The sequence below is a fragment of the Pseudomonas sp. IT-P294 genome, from assembly GCF_949767865.1.
In the GTDB taxonomy this organism is placed as follows: domain Bacteria; phylum Pseudomonadota; class Gammaproteobacteria; order Pseudomonadales; family Pseudomonadaceae; genus Aquipseudomonas.
Map to the genome: position 1 here is coordinate 177,148 of NZ_CATKQW010000056.1, position 16,048 is coordinate 193,195.

The 16,048-nt window shown below is 60.9% G+C and carries 13 protein-coding genes; 7 read left to right on the forward strand and 6 right to left on the reverse strand.

From position 1 onward, the window contains the following. Nucleotides 1-151: 151 nt before the first annotated feature. Entirely contained in the window at nt 152-2,671 is a 2,520-nt protein-coding gene (hrpB, locus tag ACM6I0_RS26890) for an ATP-dependent helicase HrpB (protein WP_414923690.1), read from the reverse strand. 110 nt (nt 2,672-2,781) lie between these two features. On the opposite strand from hrpB, the gene ACM6I0_RS26895 reads away from it, so the two are divergent. Together ACM6I0_RS26895 and ACM6I0_RS26900 are read left to right on the forward strand one after the other, a co-directional pair. Beyond that, the gene (locus ACM6I0_RS26895; protein WP_259156072.1) at nt 2,782-3,201 is read left to right on the forward strand and encodes a polyribonucleotide nucleotidyltransferase; all 420 of its coding nucleotides are present in this window, start codon (nt 2,782-2,784) and stop codon (nt 3,199-3,201) included. Nucleotides 3,202-3,230: 29 nt separating this feature from the next. After that, nucleotides 3,231-4,127, forward strand: coding sequence for a cation diffusion facilitator family transporter (locus tag ACM6I0_RS26900; protein ID WP_414923691.1), 897 nt, complete (start codon nt 3,231-3,233; stop codon nt 4,125-4,127). Here the strand turns inward: ACM6I0_RS26900 and ACM6I0_RS26905 are convergent. After that, nucleotides 4,121-5,176, reverse strand: a complete 1,056-nt coding sequence (locus tag ACM6I0_RS26905; protein ID WP_414923692.1) for a DUF6515 family protein — start codon at nt 5,174-5,176, stop codon at nt 4,121-4,123. The genes ACM6I0_RS26900 and ACM6I0_RS26905 overlap by 7 nt on opposite strands. 436 nt (nt 5,177-5,612) lie before the next feature. On the opposite strand from ACM6I0_RS26905, the gene ACM6I0_RS26910 reads away from it, so the two are divergent. Both ACM6I0_RS26910 and ACM6I0_RS26915 read left to right on the forward strand, forming a co-directional pair. Beyond that, nucleotides 5,613-6,092, forward strand: coding sequence for an Lrp/AsnC family transcriptional regulator (locus tag ACM6I0_RS26910; protein WP_007937367.1), 480 nt, complete (start codon nt 5,613-5,615; stop codon nt 6,090-6,092). Between the two features lie 198 nt (nt 6,093-6,290). Further along, nucleotides 6,291-6,500 (forward strand): DUF2788 domain-containing protein, encoded by a 210-nt coding sequence (locus ACM6I0_RS26915; RefSeq protein WP_007937369.1) that lies wholly within the window; start codon nt 6,291-6,293, stop codon nt 6,498-6,500. Here ACM6I0_RS26915 and ACM6I0_RS26920 read toward each other — a convergent pair. The 4 genes from ACM6I0_RS26920 to ACM6I0_RS26935 all read right to left on the reverse strand — a co-directional run bounded on the left by ACM6I0_RS26920 (nt 6,495) and on the right by ACM6I0_RS26935 (nt 12,914). Then, entirely contained in the window at nt 6,495-7,130 is a 636-nt protein-coding gene (locus ACM6I0_RS26920; RefSeq protein WP_414923693.1) for a pseudouridine synthase, read from the reverse strand. The genes ACM6I0_RS26915 and ACM6I0_RS26920 overlap by 6 nt on opposite strands. Nucleotides 7,131-7,202: 72 nt before the next feature. After that, a complete protein-coding gene (gene amn / locus ACM6I0_RS26925; RefSeq protein WP_222588585.1) occupies nt 7,203-8,702 on the reverse strand; it encodes an AMP nucleosidase in 1,500 nt (499 codons plus the stop codon). 104 nt (nt 8,703-8,806) lie between these two features. Then, nucleotides 8,807-10,456, reverse strand: a complete 1,650-nt coding sequence (locus ACM6I0_RS26930; RefSeq protein ID WP_414923694.1) for an acyl-CoA dehydrogenase family protein — start codon at nt 10,454-10,456, stop codon at nt 8,807-8,809. Between the two features lie 73 nt (nt 10,457-10,529). After that, nucleotides 10,530-12,914, reverse strand: coding sequence for a 7TM diverse intracellular signaling domain-containing protein (locus ACM6I0_RS26935; RefSeq protein WP_414923695.1), 2,385 nt, complete (start codon nt 12,912-12,914; stop codon nt 10,530-10,532). A gap of 314 nt (nt 12,915-13,228) precedes the next feature. Here ACM6I0_RS26935 and ACM6I0_RS26940 point away from each other — a divergent pair, with 314 nt between their 5' ends. From ACM6I0_RS26940 to hemL, 3 genes are read left to right on the forward strand one after another with little or no spacing between them, the layout of a single operon-like run. Next, nucleotides 13,229-14,026, forward strand: coding sequence for a hydroxymethylpyrimidine/phosphomethylpyrimidine kinase (locus ACM6I0_RS26940; RefSeq protein ID WP_208671319.1), 798 nt, complete (start codon nt 13,229-13,231; stop codon nt 14,024-14,026). A 32-nt stretch (nt 14,027-14,058) separates the two neighbouring features. After that, on the forward strand, nt 14,059-14,682 hold the full coding sequence (gene thiE / locus ACM6I0_RS26945) for a thiamine phosphate synthase (protein WP_285432482.1): 624 nt from the start codon (nt 14,059-14,061) through the stop codon (nt 14,680-14,682). A gap of 17 nt (nt 14,683-14,699) precedes the next feature. Further along, nucleotides 14,700-15,983: a glutamate-1-semialdehyde 2,1-aminomutase gene (gene hemL / locus ACM6I0_RS26950; RefSeq protein WP_414923696.1), complete on the forward strand. Its 1,284-nt coding sequence runs from the start codon at nt 14,700-14,702 to the stop codon at nt 15,981-15,983. Nucleotides 15,984-16,048: the final 65 nt, after the last annotated feature.

A 16,048-nucleotide genomic window follows, 5' to 3' on the forward strand; every position in this document is an offset into this window, starting at 1 on the left:
ACTGATCGTTCCCACGCTCCGCGTGGGAATGCATCCTGTGACGCTCCGCGTCACTTCGGTGCCAGGCCCGACGCCAGCGATGCTGCCGGAACGCGGAGCGTCCCTTGAGGCATTCCCACGCGGAGCGTGGGAACGATCAGAATCAGTATCCTCAGCTTTTGCGGGGCTTGATTCGCGCGGTTGCCTCGGCCACCAGCGGATCATCAGGCCAATAATGCTTCGGATACCGCCCCTTCAAATCCTTCTTCACCTCGGCGTACGTACTGCGCCAGAAGTTCGCCAGATCCTGGGTCACCTGCACCGGCCTCCGAGCCGGAGACAACAGATGCAGCTTCACCACCTGCCGGCCACCGGCAATGCGAGGGGTTTCGGCCAGGCCGAACAACTCCTGCAAGCGCACCGCCAGAATCGGTGGTTGCTCGCTGTAGTCCAGACGAATCGAGGAGCCTGACGGCACGCTCAGATGATGCGGCGCCAGCTCATCGAGCCGTTGCGGCAATGGCCAGGGCAGCAGGTTGTGGACGATGCTCGACAGGTCCAGGTTAGCGAAGTGACTCAACCGCGAGACTTTCCCCAGATACGGCATCAACCAATGCTCAAGGTTTTTGAGTAACGCGGCGTCGCTGACATCCGGCCACTCACTGTCGCTTTTACTGCCAAGGTCCAGCTGCCGCAACAAGGCCACCCGCGCCTGCCACTGGCGCAGCTCCGGGGTCCACGGCAGCAGCTCCAAGCCTTTGCGCCGCACCAGGTTCACCAGCGCTTGGCTGCGGGCGGTTTCATCGAGACCGGTCAGCGGTTCACGGCTGAGGATCAGTTCGCCAACCTTGCGCTGACGCTCGGCGCGCAACACGCCTTCGCGCTCATCCCAATCCAGTTGATCGACCACGCGCACTTGCTCGGCCAGCACGGAATCGAACAGCGCCGGATCGAAATCCGCCGCCAGATAAATCCGTTCTTCACGCTGGCCCTGACGACTGCCGAGGTCGGCGATCACCAGCCAGGGTTGTTTCATCAAACTGTCGGCTTCGGCGAACAACGCCGCGCGGCCGTTGGCCAAGCGATATTCCGCGCCACCGGCACGCCGTTGTTGAGCCACGCGGTCGGGATACGCCAACGCCAGCAGCGCGCCGAGCCAGCGCGGATGATCCGGGTCGCTGACCGGCTCCGATGCTTTGCCGCGCAGATAACCGCGATATTGCCGCGCCAGTTGCCGGGCCCGCTGAACGCCGCCCTGGGCACCGCGCGCGGCCCGCTCTTCACCGGACAACAGCGTCAATCGGCTGTGCAGATCGGCGCCCGCACCGCGCAAGATGTCCCGTTCGCCGAGCAAGGCCGCGACATCGCACGCCATGTCGGCCAGGCCGAGCGCCTGCCCGCGCAACAGCAAATGGGCGATGCGCGGATGCGCCGGCAGTTCGGCCATGGCCTGACCGTGACGGGTCAGCGCTTCGCCGTCCAACGCACCCAGGCGATCAAGCAGATCCTGAGCCTGTGCATAAGCGGCGGCGGGCGGCACGTCAAGCCACACCAGTTGAGTCGGCGTCACGCCCCAACGACCCAGCTGCAACGCCAAGCCGGCAAGGTCTGCCGAGAGAATCTCGGCACTGGCATACGCCGCCAGTTGCTCGTGCTGATCCTGCGACCACAAGCGATAACACACGCCCGGCTCCAGACGCCCGGCCCGACCCGCACGCTGCGTGGCGCTGGCTTTGGAAATCCGCTGAGTGTCGAGACGAGTCATGCCGCTCCCCGGATCGAATCGCGGCACCCGCGCAAGCCCCGCGTCGATCACCACGCGCACGCCGTCGATGGTCAGACTGGTCTCGGCGATGTTGGTCGCCAGCACCACTTTGCGCTTGCCGGCAGGCGCTGGATCGATGGCGGCACGCTGTGCGGCGAGGTCCAGCTCACCGTGCAACGGGCAGAGCAGAACCTGTGGGTTGTCGCCCAGCGCATCGGCCAATTGTTGATGAACACGACGGATTTCCGCCTGCCCCGGCAGGAACACCAACACGCTGCCGGTTTCATCGTTCAACGCTTCGAGGATGGTCTGCACCAGCCGCGGCTCGATGAATTCACCAGGCTGAAACGGCCGCCCCCAGCGCATCGCCACCGGGTACATGCGACCTTCACTGCGCAGGATCGGTGCGTCGTCGAGCAACCCGGCCAGGCGTTCGCCTTCGAGCGTTGCCGACATCAAGAGGATTTTCAGCGGCTGGTCCTCACGAAACAGCTCCCGGCCATTCAGGCTCAGGGCCAACGCCAAGTCAGCATCGAGACTGCGTTCATGGAATTCATCGAAGATCAGCAGGCCCACGCCTTCCAGCGCCGGGTCGTCCTGCAAGCGCCGGGTGAGAATGCCTTCGGTGACCACTTCGATACGGGTCCTGGGCCCGACTTTGCTGTCCAGCCGAATCCGGTAGCCAACAGTTTCACCGACCTTCTCGCCCAGCTCACTGGCCAGACGCTCCGCCGCCGCACGCGCGGCCAAACGGCGCGGTTCAAGCATCAGAATGGTCTGCCCGGCCAGCCAGCGCTCATTGAGCAAGGCCAGCGGAACACGGGTAGTTTTACCGGCACCGGGCGGTGCTTCGAGCACAGCTTCATGGCGTGTCGCCAAGGCTTCACGCAGGGCGGGTAAAACTTCATCAATCGGCAAAGAAATCATGCTGGCTCCAAAACAGAGCGGCGAGTATAACGGCGAACTGCTGATTGCTCGTTGCTGTCCTAATTCATATCGACGACGCTTCGTTTTCCAAATGACTCAGGAGATTTCATATGCGTGTTCCCTTTCGCTTGATTGGCGGTGTATTGGTCGCGACCTTGCTGACCCAAGTGACCGCTTGCGGATCGATTTTCTACCCCGACCGTCGTGGGCAGATCGACGGCAAGATCGACCCGGCCATCGCGGCGCTCGATGCCGTGGGGCTGCTGTTTTACATCATCCCGGGCCTGATCGCTTTTGCAGTGGACTTTGCCACTGGCGCGATTTATTTCGAGCCAGGCCACACCGCTCAGGTGGCGCCGGAAAAACTCAAGGAAGCCATCGGCGCCGACGGCAAGGTCGATAACCACAAGTTGCAGACTATTCTGGAAACTGAACTGGGCCGCAGCTTCCCGCTGGATGACCCACGCCTGATCCAGCACAAGGGCAGCGCCCAGCAACTGGCTATGTTCGGCCTGCAACCTGCTGCGTAATTCGAGCATCTAAAGGAACCGCCGCACTTATGATTTCCAGCTCCGAACACGCCCGCCTGTTGCGGCTGGCGACTCGTGCCTCAGTGGCGGTCGCCTGTACGCTGATCGTCGCCAAAGCCATCGCATGGTGGATGAGCGGTTCGGTGAGCATGCTTGCCGGGTTGACCGACTCGACACTCGACGGCGTCACCTCGTTGCTCAACCTGCTGGCGGTGCATTACGCCTTGCGCCCCGCCGACGATGACCACCGTTACGGGCACGGCAAGGCTGAGTCCCTGGCCGGCATGGCTCAGGCGCTGTTCATTGGCGGCAGTGCGGTATTGATTGCCTTGCAGGCAATCGATCGGCTGAAACACCCGGAACCAGTGGGCGCGCCGTGGATCAGCATCGGGGTGATCTTGTTCTCCCTGGCGCTGACCCTGGCGTTGCTGATACTTCAACATCGGGTCGTCAAGGCCACCGGTTCCAATGCCGTGCGCGCCGACTCCCTGCATTACCGCTCGGACATGATGCTCAATGGCAGCATTCTGGTTGCGCTGATTCTGGCGGGGTTCGGCTGGCATCAGGTCGACCCGTGGTTCGGGCTGGCAATCGCTGCGTACATTTTCTGGAGCGCCATCCAGATCGCCAAGGAAAGCTTCATGGTGCTGATGGATGAAGAACTGCCGCCCGATGTCAGCCAGCACATGCTTGAGCTCGCCTGCAGCGTACCTGGGGTATTGGGCGCGCACGACTTGCGCACGCGGATTTCCGGTAACCAGTGGTTTGTGCAGTTGCATCTGGAATTGCCGGGAGACCTGACGCTCTCAGTCGCCCACGGCATCAGCGATCAGGCGGCCGACGCGATTCATGCCGCTTACCCGCGAGCCGAAGTGCTGGTGCACGCCGACCCGCAGGAAGTGGTGATGGCCGCCAGGACTCAGTAGGAAACCTGGTAGCCGCGACTGCTCAGGCAATTGCCCTGGGCCTGGCGGTAGGCTTGCACCACCGACGGGTCTGGCTGGTAAGTGGCCGTGCGCGGATTGAAACCACTCTGCTGCACCGCGTATTGATAGCACTCATAACCGTCCTGCTGGACCTGCTCCGGCGACTGGCCGTTGGCCGGGTACGCCACCACGTCATAGCCATTGCTGGCCGGTTGCGGTTGCGGTGGCTGCTGCACCGGAGGCTCGACCACGACGTAATCCTGAGTGCTTTCCTGATAGGCGTAATACGAACCGGCTGCCAGGAATAACAACGCACCGCCGATCCACACTTCACGGGCGTAATCGGGCAAGTAGCCGACTCGAATTCCGCGAGGCGGTTGGACCACGACGTAACGTGGGCCTTGCGGGCGATACCAGTAGCCGCCGGAATAGAAGTAATCGCGGCCGCCATAAGGCACGCGGTATTCACGGTCCGGGAAGCGATCGATCACTTGGCCGGGACGATACTGCGGGCCTGCACCCCATCCATTACCATGTCCGTCCGGACGACCGGCCCAGCGATGATCATCGGGACGCGGACCGTTGTTCTGCCAATGCGGGTTGTTATCGTAGCGCCGCGGAACATCCTCATAGTAACCACGCTGTGGCTGCTGGGTCTGGCGCACGGTGTCAGGTCGCCCCTGGATCGGCAGGTCATTGGCCGGCAATTGAGGCGGTGGTGGCGCCGATCGAACAGGGTTGTTGTAGTTGGGCTGTTGACGGTTCTGCCATTGGCCGTTGTTTTGGTTCTGCCCGTTGTGCTCGAACTGGCGACTGTTGTCGCCACGAATGATGTCGTTGTTCTGCGGACGCGGCTGATTTTGCTGCGGCTGATTTTGCGGACGCGGCTGATTTTCGCCGCCATGGCCCCTATTGTTGCCCTCGTGGCCATCCGATCCACGTTGCCCGCCTTCGGGGCCACGGTTCTGCTGATCATCGGCCAGCGATTGCGCAGTGACACTGATACACAGCAAACCAACACCGGCCAAACGCCAGATGCGCGACTTCATGCTTTTCCTCACTGCGAGTTAGGGCCTGTATGTAAGACTGAAAAAGCACAGACCGGTTCTGCAACAGGTTATCAGTCGCGCAACTTATTTATTGAGCGCCGTCGTCAAATTCCGGGCAAAAGAAAAGGGAGACCCGTCGGCCTCCCTTTAGAGAACTTCGTCCGTGCTCGACGCTTGTGGCGCCGGCTCACCTCACGCCGTCTTCTGGACAGTGTGTAGCTCGGGGGCCGACACATCCCCTGTGGGGGTGGCGACCGCGACTGGCCTGATTGGGCGAGCCGCTGTGGACTGTTTGTCCGAGCAGTGATTCTGGTGATAAGAATAGGCCGGAGGCGCCGACAGAGGATTGCGAAGATTGCTCAAATAAACATCACTTGCGCAATTTTTAACCCTGGATAGATAATCTGCCGCAATAGTTATGACAAAGGCCTGATTGATGAGCAAACTCGACCGATACGACTTGAGCATTTTGGCGGAATTGCAGCGTGACGCGCGCATCTCCAACCAGGAGCTGGCCGAACGCATCGGCCTGTCGCCTTCGCCGTGCTCGCGCCGGGTCAAGCAGCTGGAAGACGACGGCTACATCTCCCGCCAGGTCGCCTTGCTGGACCGCAAAATGCTCGGCTTGAGCCTGACGGCTTATGTGCTGATCGGCATGGACCGCCATACGCCTGAGCGTTTCGAGAACTTCGAAGCGGCGATTCGTACATTACCGCAGGTGCTGGAATGCAGCCTGGTGACCGGGATGGATGCGGATTATCAGCTCAAGGTGGTGGTGCCGGACATGGATCACTATCAGAAACTGCTTCTGGGGCACCTGACCCGGATTGAAGGGGTGACGAGTGTGCGGTCGAGTTTTGTGTTGAACCAGGTGCTCAATAGTACGGAGTTACCGCTGACCCATCTGCGTAGCTGATGACGCCATCGCGAGCAGGCTCGCTCCCACAAGGGATCTCCTGAACATCGAAGATCTTCTGTGGGAGCGGGCTTGCCCGCGATGGGGCCGGCCCAAGCGACGAATAGCTGCGACACGCTGCCGCAGGTCAATACTTCGCCAATCCCCCATGCCGTATACTTCAGCGCCTTTTAGCCACGCCCGCGCTGGAGATGTCCGATGGATCCTGCAGTATTCGAAGAGTGGATGATGACTGGACTGGTCAGCATCCTGATCATTTTCATGGGTTTCATCGTCTGGGATCTGGCGAAGAAATCCAAAGCCGGACGCTTCGGTTCTTTCATCCTGTTCTTCGTTCTGGGCTTGGGTGTGGCTGCATTCGTGATCAAAAGCGTGGTCATCGGCCTGATCGAATCCGGCACGTTATAAACGCGCCGGCACTTCCTTCCACTGGCCCTGATCGAGCCCTTCGATCGTCCAGTCGCCGATTCTGACCCGCACCAGACGCAAGGTCGGCAAGCCGACCGCCGCCGTCATGCGCCGTACCTGACGGTTGCGCCCTTCGCGAATTACCAGTTCCAGCCAGCTCGTCGGCACGCTTTTACGAAAGCGTACCGGCGGGTTGCGTGGCCACAACTCGGGTTCATCCAGTTGTCGCGCTTCGGCCGGCAAGGTCATGCCGTCGTTCAACTCGACACCCTCGCGCAGGCGCTGCAATTGCTCGGCGTTCGGTTCGCCTTCCACTTGCACCCAATACGTCTTGGCCAGTTTGTGTTTCGGATCAGCGATCCGCGCCTGGAGTTGACCGTCGTTGGTCAGCAGCAGCAAACCTTCGCTGTCGCGGTCCAGCCGTCCTGCCGGGTAAATCCCTGGAATGTCGATGTAGTCCTTGAGTGTCGCGCGCCCTTCACCGTCGCTGAACTGCGTCAGCACATCGAACGGTTTGTTGAACAGAATCAGTTTCGGCTCGGCCGGCGGCGCCTTGGCGACACGGCGTGGGGCTGAAGAAGCTGGCTTCGCACCTGGACGGCGGGAAGCGGGAGGTTGAGGACGGGACATGGCGAGGAGAACATCTAACGGTCAGGGCTGCTAATGCTAGTGCCCTGACCGCCAAATGACCACGACAAACCGTTAACGGAACGGCGGTTCGTCGAAGCTGCGCAGTTTGCGCGAGTGCAGCGAGTTGAGCTCAGTGCGCAACAGGTCCACGGCCTCAATGCCGATCTTCAAGTGCTGGCTGACCGCGCGCTCATAAAAGGCGTTGGCCGAACCCGGCAGCTTGATTTCGCTGTGCAGGGGTTTGTCCGACACGCAGAGCAACGTGCCGTACGGCACCCGCAAGCGATAACCCTGGGCCGCGATGGTGCCGCTTTCCATGTCCACTGCCACGGCGCGGGAGAGGTTGATCAGCGGACGTTCCTGCGCCCAGCGCAGTTCCCAGTTACGGTCGTCGTAGGTCAGCACGGTGCCGGTGCGCAGGCGTTTTTTCAGCTCGTCGCCCTTCTCGCCGGTGATGTTGGCCGCGGCTTGCTGCAACGCCATCTGCACTTCGGCAAGCGCTGGGATCGGAATATTGGGTGGCACCACCCGGTCGAGAATGCCGTCGCGACGCATATAAGCGTGAGCCAGCACGTAGTCGCCAATGGTCTGCGACTGACGCAAACCGCCGCAGTGGCCGATCATCAACCAGCAATGCGGACGCAGCACTGCCAAGTGGTCAGTGATGTTCTTGGCATTGGACGGGCCGACGCCGATGTTGACCAACGTCACGCCATGACCGTCGCTGGCAATCAGGTGATAGGCCGGCATTTGGTAACGGTGCCAAACCACGCCCGCGGCAATCGCCGAAGCTTCGCCGTGGTCCATGGTCTTTTCGATGATCACGTTGCCCGGCAAGACCATGCGCACAAAACGCGGGTCGCTGCGCAACTGCTCCAGGCCATGCACGATGAACTGGTCGACATAGCGATGGTAGTTGGTCAGCAGAATCCACGGCTGCACATGGCGCCAGTCGCTGCCGGTGTAATGCACCAGCCGGCGCAGGGAAAAGTCCACCCGCGCAGCGTCGAACAGCGCCAATGGCAGCGGATCGGTGTTTTCCCAATCGTACAAGCCGTCGGCAATGCCGTCGGTGGCGGCCGACAAATCCGTACTCGGGAACACCCGCGCCAATACGGCGGCGGTAACGCCGGAGCCGGCCAGTTCATCACCCTGCTCGACCACGTACGGATACGGAATGTTTTGCTGGCTGACGCCGACTTCCACAGTCACGGTGAAGTCGTGCATCAACGGCACGAGTTGTTCCAGCAAGTATTTTCGGAAAGCCGCCGGATGGGTGACGGTTACGCTGTAGGTCCCAGGCAACTGAACCTTCGCATAGGCGCGGGTGGTCTGTGGGACCTCACCCTGGCAGTGATAGGTCAGACGCAGCTCGGGATAACGAAACATCGCACGCTGCTCGGCGTCGGGCTCGACACGATCCTTGAGGTAACGCTTGAGCGCCTGGTTCAGCGCGGTGGTTGCACGATTGTGCAAGAGCGCAAGCCGGTCCACGGCTTGCTCGGCGGTTTGAACGACAATAAAAGCTTCGGTCACGATCAGCATCCTGTGTTCTGACTTGCAGTGCTTCATCTTGCCTGCATCATCGCTTCACGGGAACAGTGGAATGTTGCCAGCACACCAATTCTCAGACACCACTGAACCTGTGGAAGCAGGCTCAGTGGTGTTTATCCTGCTCAGAAACCTTGCGGGGTCGAGCGGGCAACAATCGCCTCCACTTCCAGTCCTCGCGGCAACGCGCCATATACCCGCCCGGCCGAACCCAGTCGACTGGCAATAAACGCATCACTGACCGCCGAGTTGCCGGCCTCCAGCAACAGTTTGGCCTGGAGCCCCAATGCAATGTCTTCGGTGAGTTGCCGCGCGCGGTATTGAATGTCGCTGGTGTCCTTGAACGCTGCCTGCAATTGGTTGATGTGTGCGGCCAGGCGTTTATCGCCATGACCATCGCCCAGTTCGCCGAACAACACGTCCAGCACGCCCGGCTCTTTCGACAACGCCCGCAACACGTCAAGGCATTGCACGTTGCCGGAACCTTCCCACGTCGAGTTGACCGGTGCCTCGCGGTAAAGGCGCGGCAGGATACTTTCTTCGACATACCCGGCACCGCCCATGCATTCAGCGGCTTCATTGATCATTGCCGGCGCACGCTTGCAGATCCAGTACTTGCCCACCGCCGTCACCAGGCGGGCGAATTTGGCTTCATGGCTGTCATCCAGATGATCCAGCGCCTTGCCCATGCGCAGGCTCAACGCCAAAGCCGCTTCGCTTTCCAGTGCCAGATCGGCCAGGACGTTCTGCATCAGCGGTTGTTCGCTCAGCAACTTGCCGCCGACCATACGGTGCGCGCAGTGATGACTGGCCTGCGTCAGCGCCTGGCGCATCAGTGAACTGGAACCGACCATGCAATCGAAGCGGGTCATGGCAACCATCTCGATGATGGTCGGAACGCCACGCCCTTCTTCGCCGACCATCCACGCCAGCGCGCCCCGGAACTCGACTTCGCTGGACGCATTGGAGCAATTGCCCAGTTTGTTTTTCAGGCGCTGGATATAGAACTGATTGCGCGTATCGTCCGGGCGGTGGCGCGGCAGCAGGAAGCAGGTCAGCCCCTTGTCGGTCTGCGCCAGGGTCAGGAAGGCATCGCACATCGGCGCAGAACAGAACCACTTGTGCCCCACCAGTTCATAGGCCTGGCCAGGACCGCTCGCGCCCACCGGATAGGCCTTGGTGGTGTTGGCCCGAACGTCGGTGCCACCTTGTTTTTCGGTCATCGCCATGCCGATGGTGACGCCGGCCTTGTGGGCCATGCCGACATTTCGCGGGTCGTATTCGGTAGACAGGATTTTCGGCAGCCACTGCTCGGCCAGGTCCGGCTGCAATCGCATCGCCGGCACGCTGGCGAAGGTCATGGTCAAGGGGCAACCGCTACCCGCTTCGGCCTGGCTGTGCAGATACGACATCGACGCGCGCGCGACATGCGCGCCAGACTGGGGATGCGTCCAGGGCAACGAGGTCAACCCGTGCTCGACCGCCGTGCGCATCAGCTGGTGATACGCGGGATGAAACTCCACCAGATCGATGCGATGGCCATTACGGTCATGGCTGACGAACACCGGTTTGTTTTGATTGGCCAGGAACCCGGCTTCCATCAGTGGCCCGCCGGCCAATGCGCCATAAGCATCAATCCGCGACTCGGCCCACCCGGCACCGAAACGCCGCGACCACTCTTGCAACGGCAGGTCGATGCGATAGAGGTTGGTGCCGTCCAGTGACGGTGGCTGGTTGGTGACTTCGTGGGTTTCGGCGAACTGATGCAGGTTCATGACGGGGCTCCTTTGATCAGCCAAGGGATTCAGTTAAGCACCGCCCCCTGACCGATCAAAGTGTCATATTTGCCTAAATGTCGGCGCTTTCGCCTTGTTTAGGACAGAGCACGCGCCGATAGAGCGCCGCTTGCAAATCCTCGAATTTAACCGGCTTGCTCAGATAGTCGATCAAAGCGCCGGTCGGACAGCGTTCCCGCTCACCGCTCATGGCAACCACGAACACCGGCAACTCGGCACACCCCGGCAAGGCGCGGATCTGGCAGCCAAGGGAGATGCCGTCCAGCGTGGGCATCTGGCAATCGAGCAACACCGCATCGAAATGTTCACGCTGCAATTCATCGAGTGCAGCCGCGCCGCTGTCGGTAGCACGCACCCGGAACCCGAGTTTGAGCAGCATGCCGCGCATCACCAATTGGTTGATGCTGTTGTCATCCACCAACAGCACCGAGCAGTCCTGGGGCAGGCGCAAACGCGGAAACTCCCGGGTCATCAAGGGCACAGGAGGCCGCTCCACCACTGGCAGCTCGAACTCGACGTCCAGCTGGAAGCGGCTGCCGCTGCCGGGTTCGGATCGGTGGGTCAGGCGCCCGCCGAGCAGTTCGACCAGTTGCCGACAGATCGCCAGGCCCACGCCCAGTCCACCGTATTCACGGGTCATGGAACCGTCTAGCTGGAAGAAGTGTTGGTACAGCGTCGCCTCCCCCAGATCAGTGAAACCGATGCCGGTGTCGATCACCGCAAACGACAACGACTGTCGACCGTTGCCCACCGGCTTGCCCGTCACCCGTAGCGCCAGCCCTCCGACCCGAGTGAACTTGATCGCATTATCGAGCAGGCATTCCAGGCATTGCGACAGCTTGGCGCTGTCGCCATTCAAGCGATCCGGCAGGCCCGGTGTCACGTCGACCTTGAAGTCCAGCGACTTGCTCAGGGCATTGCCTTCGAACTGCATCCGCAAGGCCTCGACCACACCGCGCAAACTGAATGTTGCCGAATTGGCCTTGAGTTTGCCCGCCTGCAACTCAGTCAGGGTAAGGATGCCGTTGACCATGCGCATCATGTCTCGCGCCGAGCTGGCGGCGGTTTGCTGGTATTGCTCAAGCTCCGGGTCCATCTCCACGGTCTGCATCAATTCCAGCGAACCGATCACACCGTTCATGGGCGTGCGCAGTTCATGGGTCAGGGTCGCGAGGAATTCGTCCTTGAGTTTGTTGCTGTGGGCCAGTTGCTGGTTCAGCACTTCGAGCTTTTGACCGGCATCGAACAGCGTCTGCGCCTGCTGTTCGCGCATGGCGTTGATTCGATCGGCCAGCGCCAGGGACAACAATGCGACTTCGATGGCCGAACCGATCTGGCTGGAATACATGGTCAGGAACACGTTGGGCAAATAACCCAACACCATCATCGTGTTGACGATGCCGCCAAGCAGGAAGGCCGACCAGGCAATGATGAAATACCGCGCCACGCGCAGCCCTCGCAACCAGGCGCACAGCCCGGCGACGAAAATCACCACGGTGAAAACCAAAGCCAGGGCCGTCGCCAGACGCAAGGCCAAGGCGTAGCTGGTCATCAATGACAAACCGACCACCACCGCACTGAACGCCACCAGTGCCAGCAGCAAACGGTCTAGCCAGCGACTGTGACTGGCCGTCTGCAAGAAGCTGCGGGCGAACTGGCTGCCGAACAACCCTGCGCACCCAATGAAAAACGGCGTCGCGGCATTGGCCCACCAGGGATTGTCCGGCCAGAAATACTGCACTGCCGCGCCATTCACCGACAGCTGATACAGGCCGAACGAGGCGATGTAGAAAATGTAATAGAGGTAACTGGTGTCACGCACGCTGAGGTAAATGAACAGGTTGTAGACCAGCATTCCAAGCAGCACGCCGTAGATCAGGCCCAACACGTAGAGGCGCACTGGTTGGTCTTCAAGGTAAGCCGTGCTTGACCATAAGGTCACAGGCGCCTGGACCGACCCTTCACTTTGCAGGCGCAGGTAAACGGTTTGCGCCTGGTCAGGGGCGAAGTTCAGATCGAAGAGGTAGTTGTTCTGGCGGATCTCGCGAGTGGCGAAGGGCAATGCATCGCCGGTTTGCCGGACCAATTGATAGTCCCCGCCAGCATCGGGCAGATAAAGATCAAGGTGATCGAGGGGCGGATAAGCAAGTTCCAGCAGCCAGGTGCGTTGTGCCGCGGGGTTGGTCGGTCGGTAATGCAGGTCGATTTTCAGCCAGAACGCTGAGCGCGAATAACCGGCGTTAAGGGTGTCTTTATCGTGGGCCTTGAAGTTTCCGGCAGCGGCTTGCGCACGAACATCGGCGATGGTCGCTTGACCACCCGCGTCTTCATACACCTGCAGGGCTCGGCCCAAGGGAAGGCTTTGGGTGAATTCATCAAATTCAACGGCACTTGCCATGAGGGGCAAGCACAACAGCAACATCAACAAATAGCGCATTTAAGCCCCAGTGTGGCCTGTCCGGTTATCTCAGGAAGCCCCTCATTCCTTTTGAGTAGACGTAAAACCGGTATTACCTGTCATTGGTTTGGATCCACTCTAGCATAGCCGTTGATGGCCATTGAACACCATTGAAATTTTTCCTACAAAGGCTCTAGGACGGGCGTTCCAGCGCTGCGCATTGAGCTAGAGCCGTTAGCCTCATCTGAAGCTGAAAATGAATCGACGATTGGCACATTCCGGCGGCATCCAGGCGAGGGCCGCCACAGGGAGCGTCATGACTCGCTGGTCGACTGGTGGTAAGCTCGCGCACCATGAATATCTACAGCTCTCGCCCCGTTGTCCTCTGTCTCTCCGGCCACGACCCAAGTGGTGGCGCCGGCTTGCAGGCAGATATCGAAGCCCTGCTCGCTCAGGGTTGTCATGCGGCTCCGGCCGTCACCGCCCTGACCGTGCAAGACACGGTCAATGTCACTGACTTCCGCGTCCTCGATCGCGAGTGGGTGTTGGCCCAAGCCAATGCCGTGCTCAACGATTCCGAAGTCGCCGCCGTCAAACTGGGCATGCTCGGTTCCCTGGAAATGGTCGACACCGTCGTCGAACTGCTCTCGGCGCACCCGCATTTGCCGGTGGTCTGCGACCCGGTGCTGCGCGCCGGTGGCGGCGGACGACTGGGCAAGGACGAAGTCGGCTATGCCATGCGCGAACGCCTTTTGCCGCTGTCCATCATCGCCACCCCCAACCTTCCTGAAGCCCGCATCCTCGCCGAACTGCCCGAAGGCACCGCGGACGAATGCGCTGAAAAACTCCTGCCGTTCGTCAAACACCTGCTGATCACTGGCGGTCATGGCGACGAACACGAAATCCATAATCGCTTGTACAGCCGCGACGGTCACCGCCAGACGTTTACCTGCCAACGCCTGCCCGGCAGTTATCACGGCTCCGGTTGCACCTTGGCCAGTGCGCTGGCCGGTCGCCTGGCCTTGGGGGAACACCTCGCTAGCGCCGTGCAGACCGCGCTTGACTACACTTGGCGTACCCTGCGCGATGCGGAGCAGTTGGGCAAAGGCCAGTTCGTGCCGCGCCGCCTGCCGCTGGATTTCTGTTCGTAACTTTTGATGCGTAAAGCGCAGAGGCTTGTCCGATGAAACTACGTGGCCTGTACGCCATTACCGATAGCCAGTTGCTGGCCGGTAAATTTCTTTCGTACGTGGAGGCGGCGCTCGAAGGCGGCGTCACCTTGCTGCAATACCGCGACAAGAGCAGCGACGAGGCAAGGCGTCTACGCGAAGCCCAAGCCCTGCGCGATCTGTGCGAGCGCTACAAAACCAAGCTGATCATCAACGACGACGCCGAGCTGGCTGCGCGCCTGAACGTCGGCGTGCACCTGGGCCAGACCGACGGCCCGCTGACCCCAGCCCGAGCGTTGCTCGGTCGTCAGGCGATCATCGGTTCAACCTGTCACGCGCAACTCGAACTCGCGGAACAAGCCGCCAAGGAAGGCGCCAGTTACGTCGCCTTCGGTCGCTTCTTCAACTCTAATACCAAACCCGGCGCACCGACCTGCAGCCTTGAGTTACTCGACCAGGCGCGCAGCAAACTGCACCTGCCGATCTGCGCGATTGGCGGCATCACCCTGGAAAACGCCGCGCCACTGGTGGCCCACGGGGTCGATCTGCTGGCGGTTGTCCACGGCCTGTTTGGCGCCGAGAGCACGGCTGAAGTCACCCGCCGCGCCCGCGCTTTTAACGAATTGTTCAAATCCTGATTTTTGAGAGCCCGATCATGTCTCGTTCCGAAACCCTGTTTGCCAATGCCCAGAAACACATTCCCGGGGGCGTTAACTCGCCTGTTCGCGCATTCAAAAGCGTTGGCGGCACGCCGCTGTTCTTCAAACACGCTGAAGGTGCCTACGTCACCGACGAAGACGACAAGCGCTACGTTGACTACGTCGGCTCCTGGGGTCCGATGATTCTCGGCCACAGCCACCCGGACGTGCTGGACGCGGTGCGTAAACAGCTGGAACACGGTCTGTCCTACGGCGCCCCGACCGCGATGGAAACCGAGATGGCCGACCTGGTCTGCTCGATCGTGCCGTCGATGGAAATGGTGCGCATGGTCAGTTCCGGCACCGAAGCGACCATGAGTGCCATACGCCTTGCGCGTGGATTCACCGGTCGCGACAACATCATCAAGTTCGAAGGCTGCTACCACGGCCACTCCGACAGCCTGCTGGTCAAGGCCGGTTCCGGCGCGTTGACCCAAGGCGTACCAAGCTCGGCCGGTGTGCCGGCGGACTTCGCCAAGCACACCCTGACCCTGCCATTCAATGACATCGACGCGGTGGAAACCATGCTCGCCGAAGTCAGTCAGGACGTGGCCTGCATCATCGTCGAGCCGGTGGCCGGCAACATGAACTGCGTACCGCCGGCGCCAGGTTTTCTCGAAGGCCTGCGCACCCTGTGCGACAAACATGGCGTGGTGCTGATTTTCGACGAAGTGATGACTGGTTTCCGCGTCGCGCTCGGCGGTGCCCAAGCCCACTTCGGCGTGACACCGGACCTGAGCACGTTCGGCAAGATCATCGGTGGCGGCATGCCGGTGGGCTGCTTCGGCGGCAAGCGCGAAATCATGTCGTGCATCGCACCATTGGGTCCGGTCTATCAGGCCGGCACCTTGTCGGGTAACCCGCTGGCGATGGCCGCCGGCCTGACCACCTTGCGTTTGATCAGCCGTCCTGGTTTCCACGACGAGCTGAGCGACTACACCAGCCGTCTGCTCGATGGTCTGCAACAGCGTGCCGATGCCGCTGGCATTCCATTCGTGACCACCCAGGCCGGCGGCATGTTCGGCCTGTACTTCAGCGGTGCCGATGACATCGTGACCTTCGATGACGTGATGGCCAGCGACGCAGCCTTGTTCGGCCGCTTCTTCCACTTGATGCTCGAAGGCGGCGTGTACCTGGCGCCGAGCGCATTCGAAGCAGGCTTCACCTCGATCGCTCACGGCGAAACCGAGTTGAAACTGACACTGGATGCCGCCGAACGAGCTTTCGCCGCATTGAAATAACCTGGTGTCGCTGACGTCGGCCAATGCCGGCGTCAGCTTTCGCCTGCATTTACACCCTTATTCCG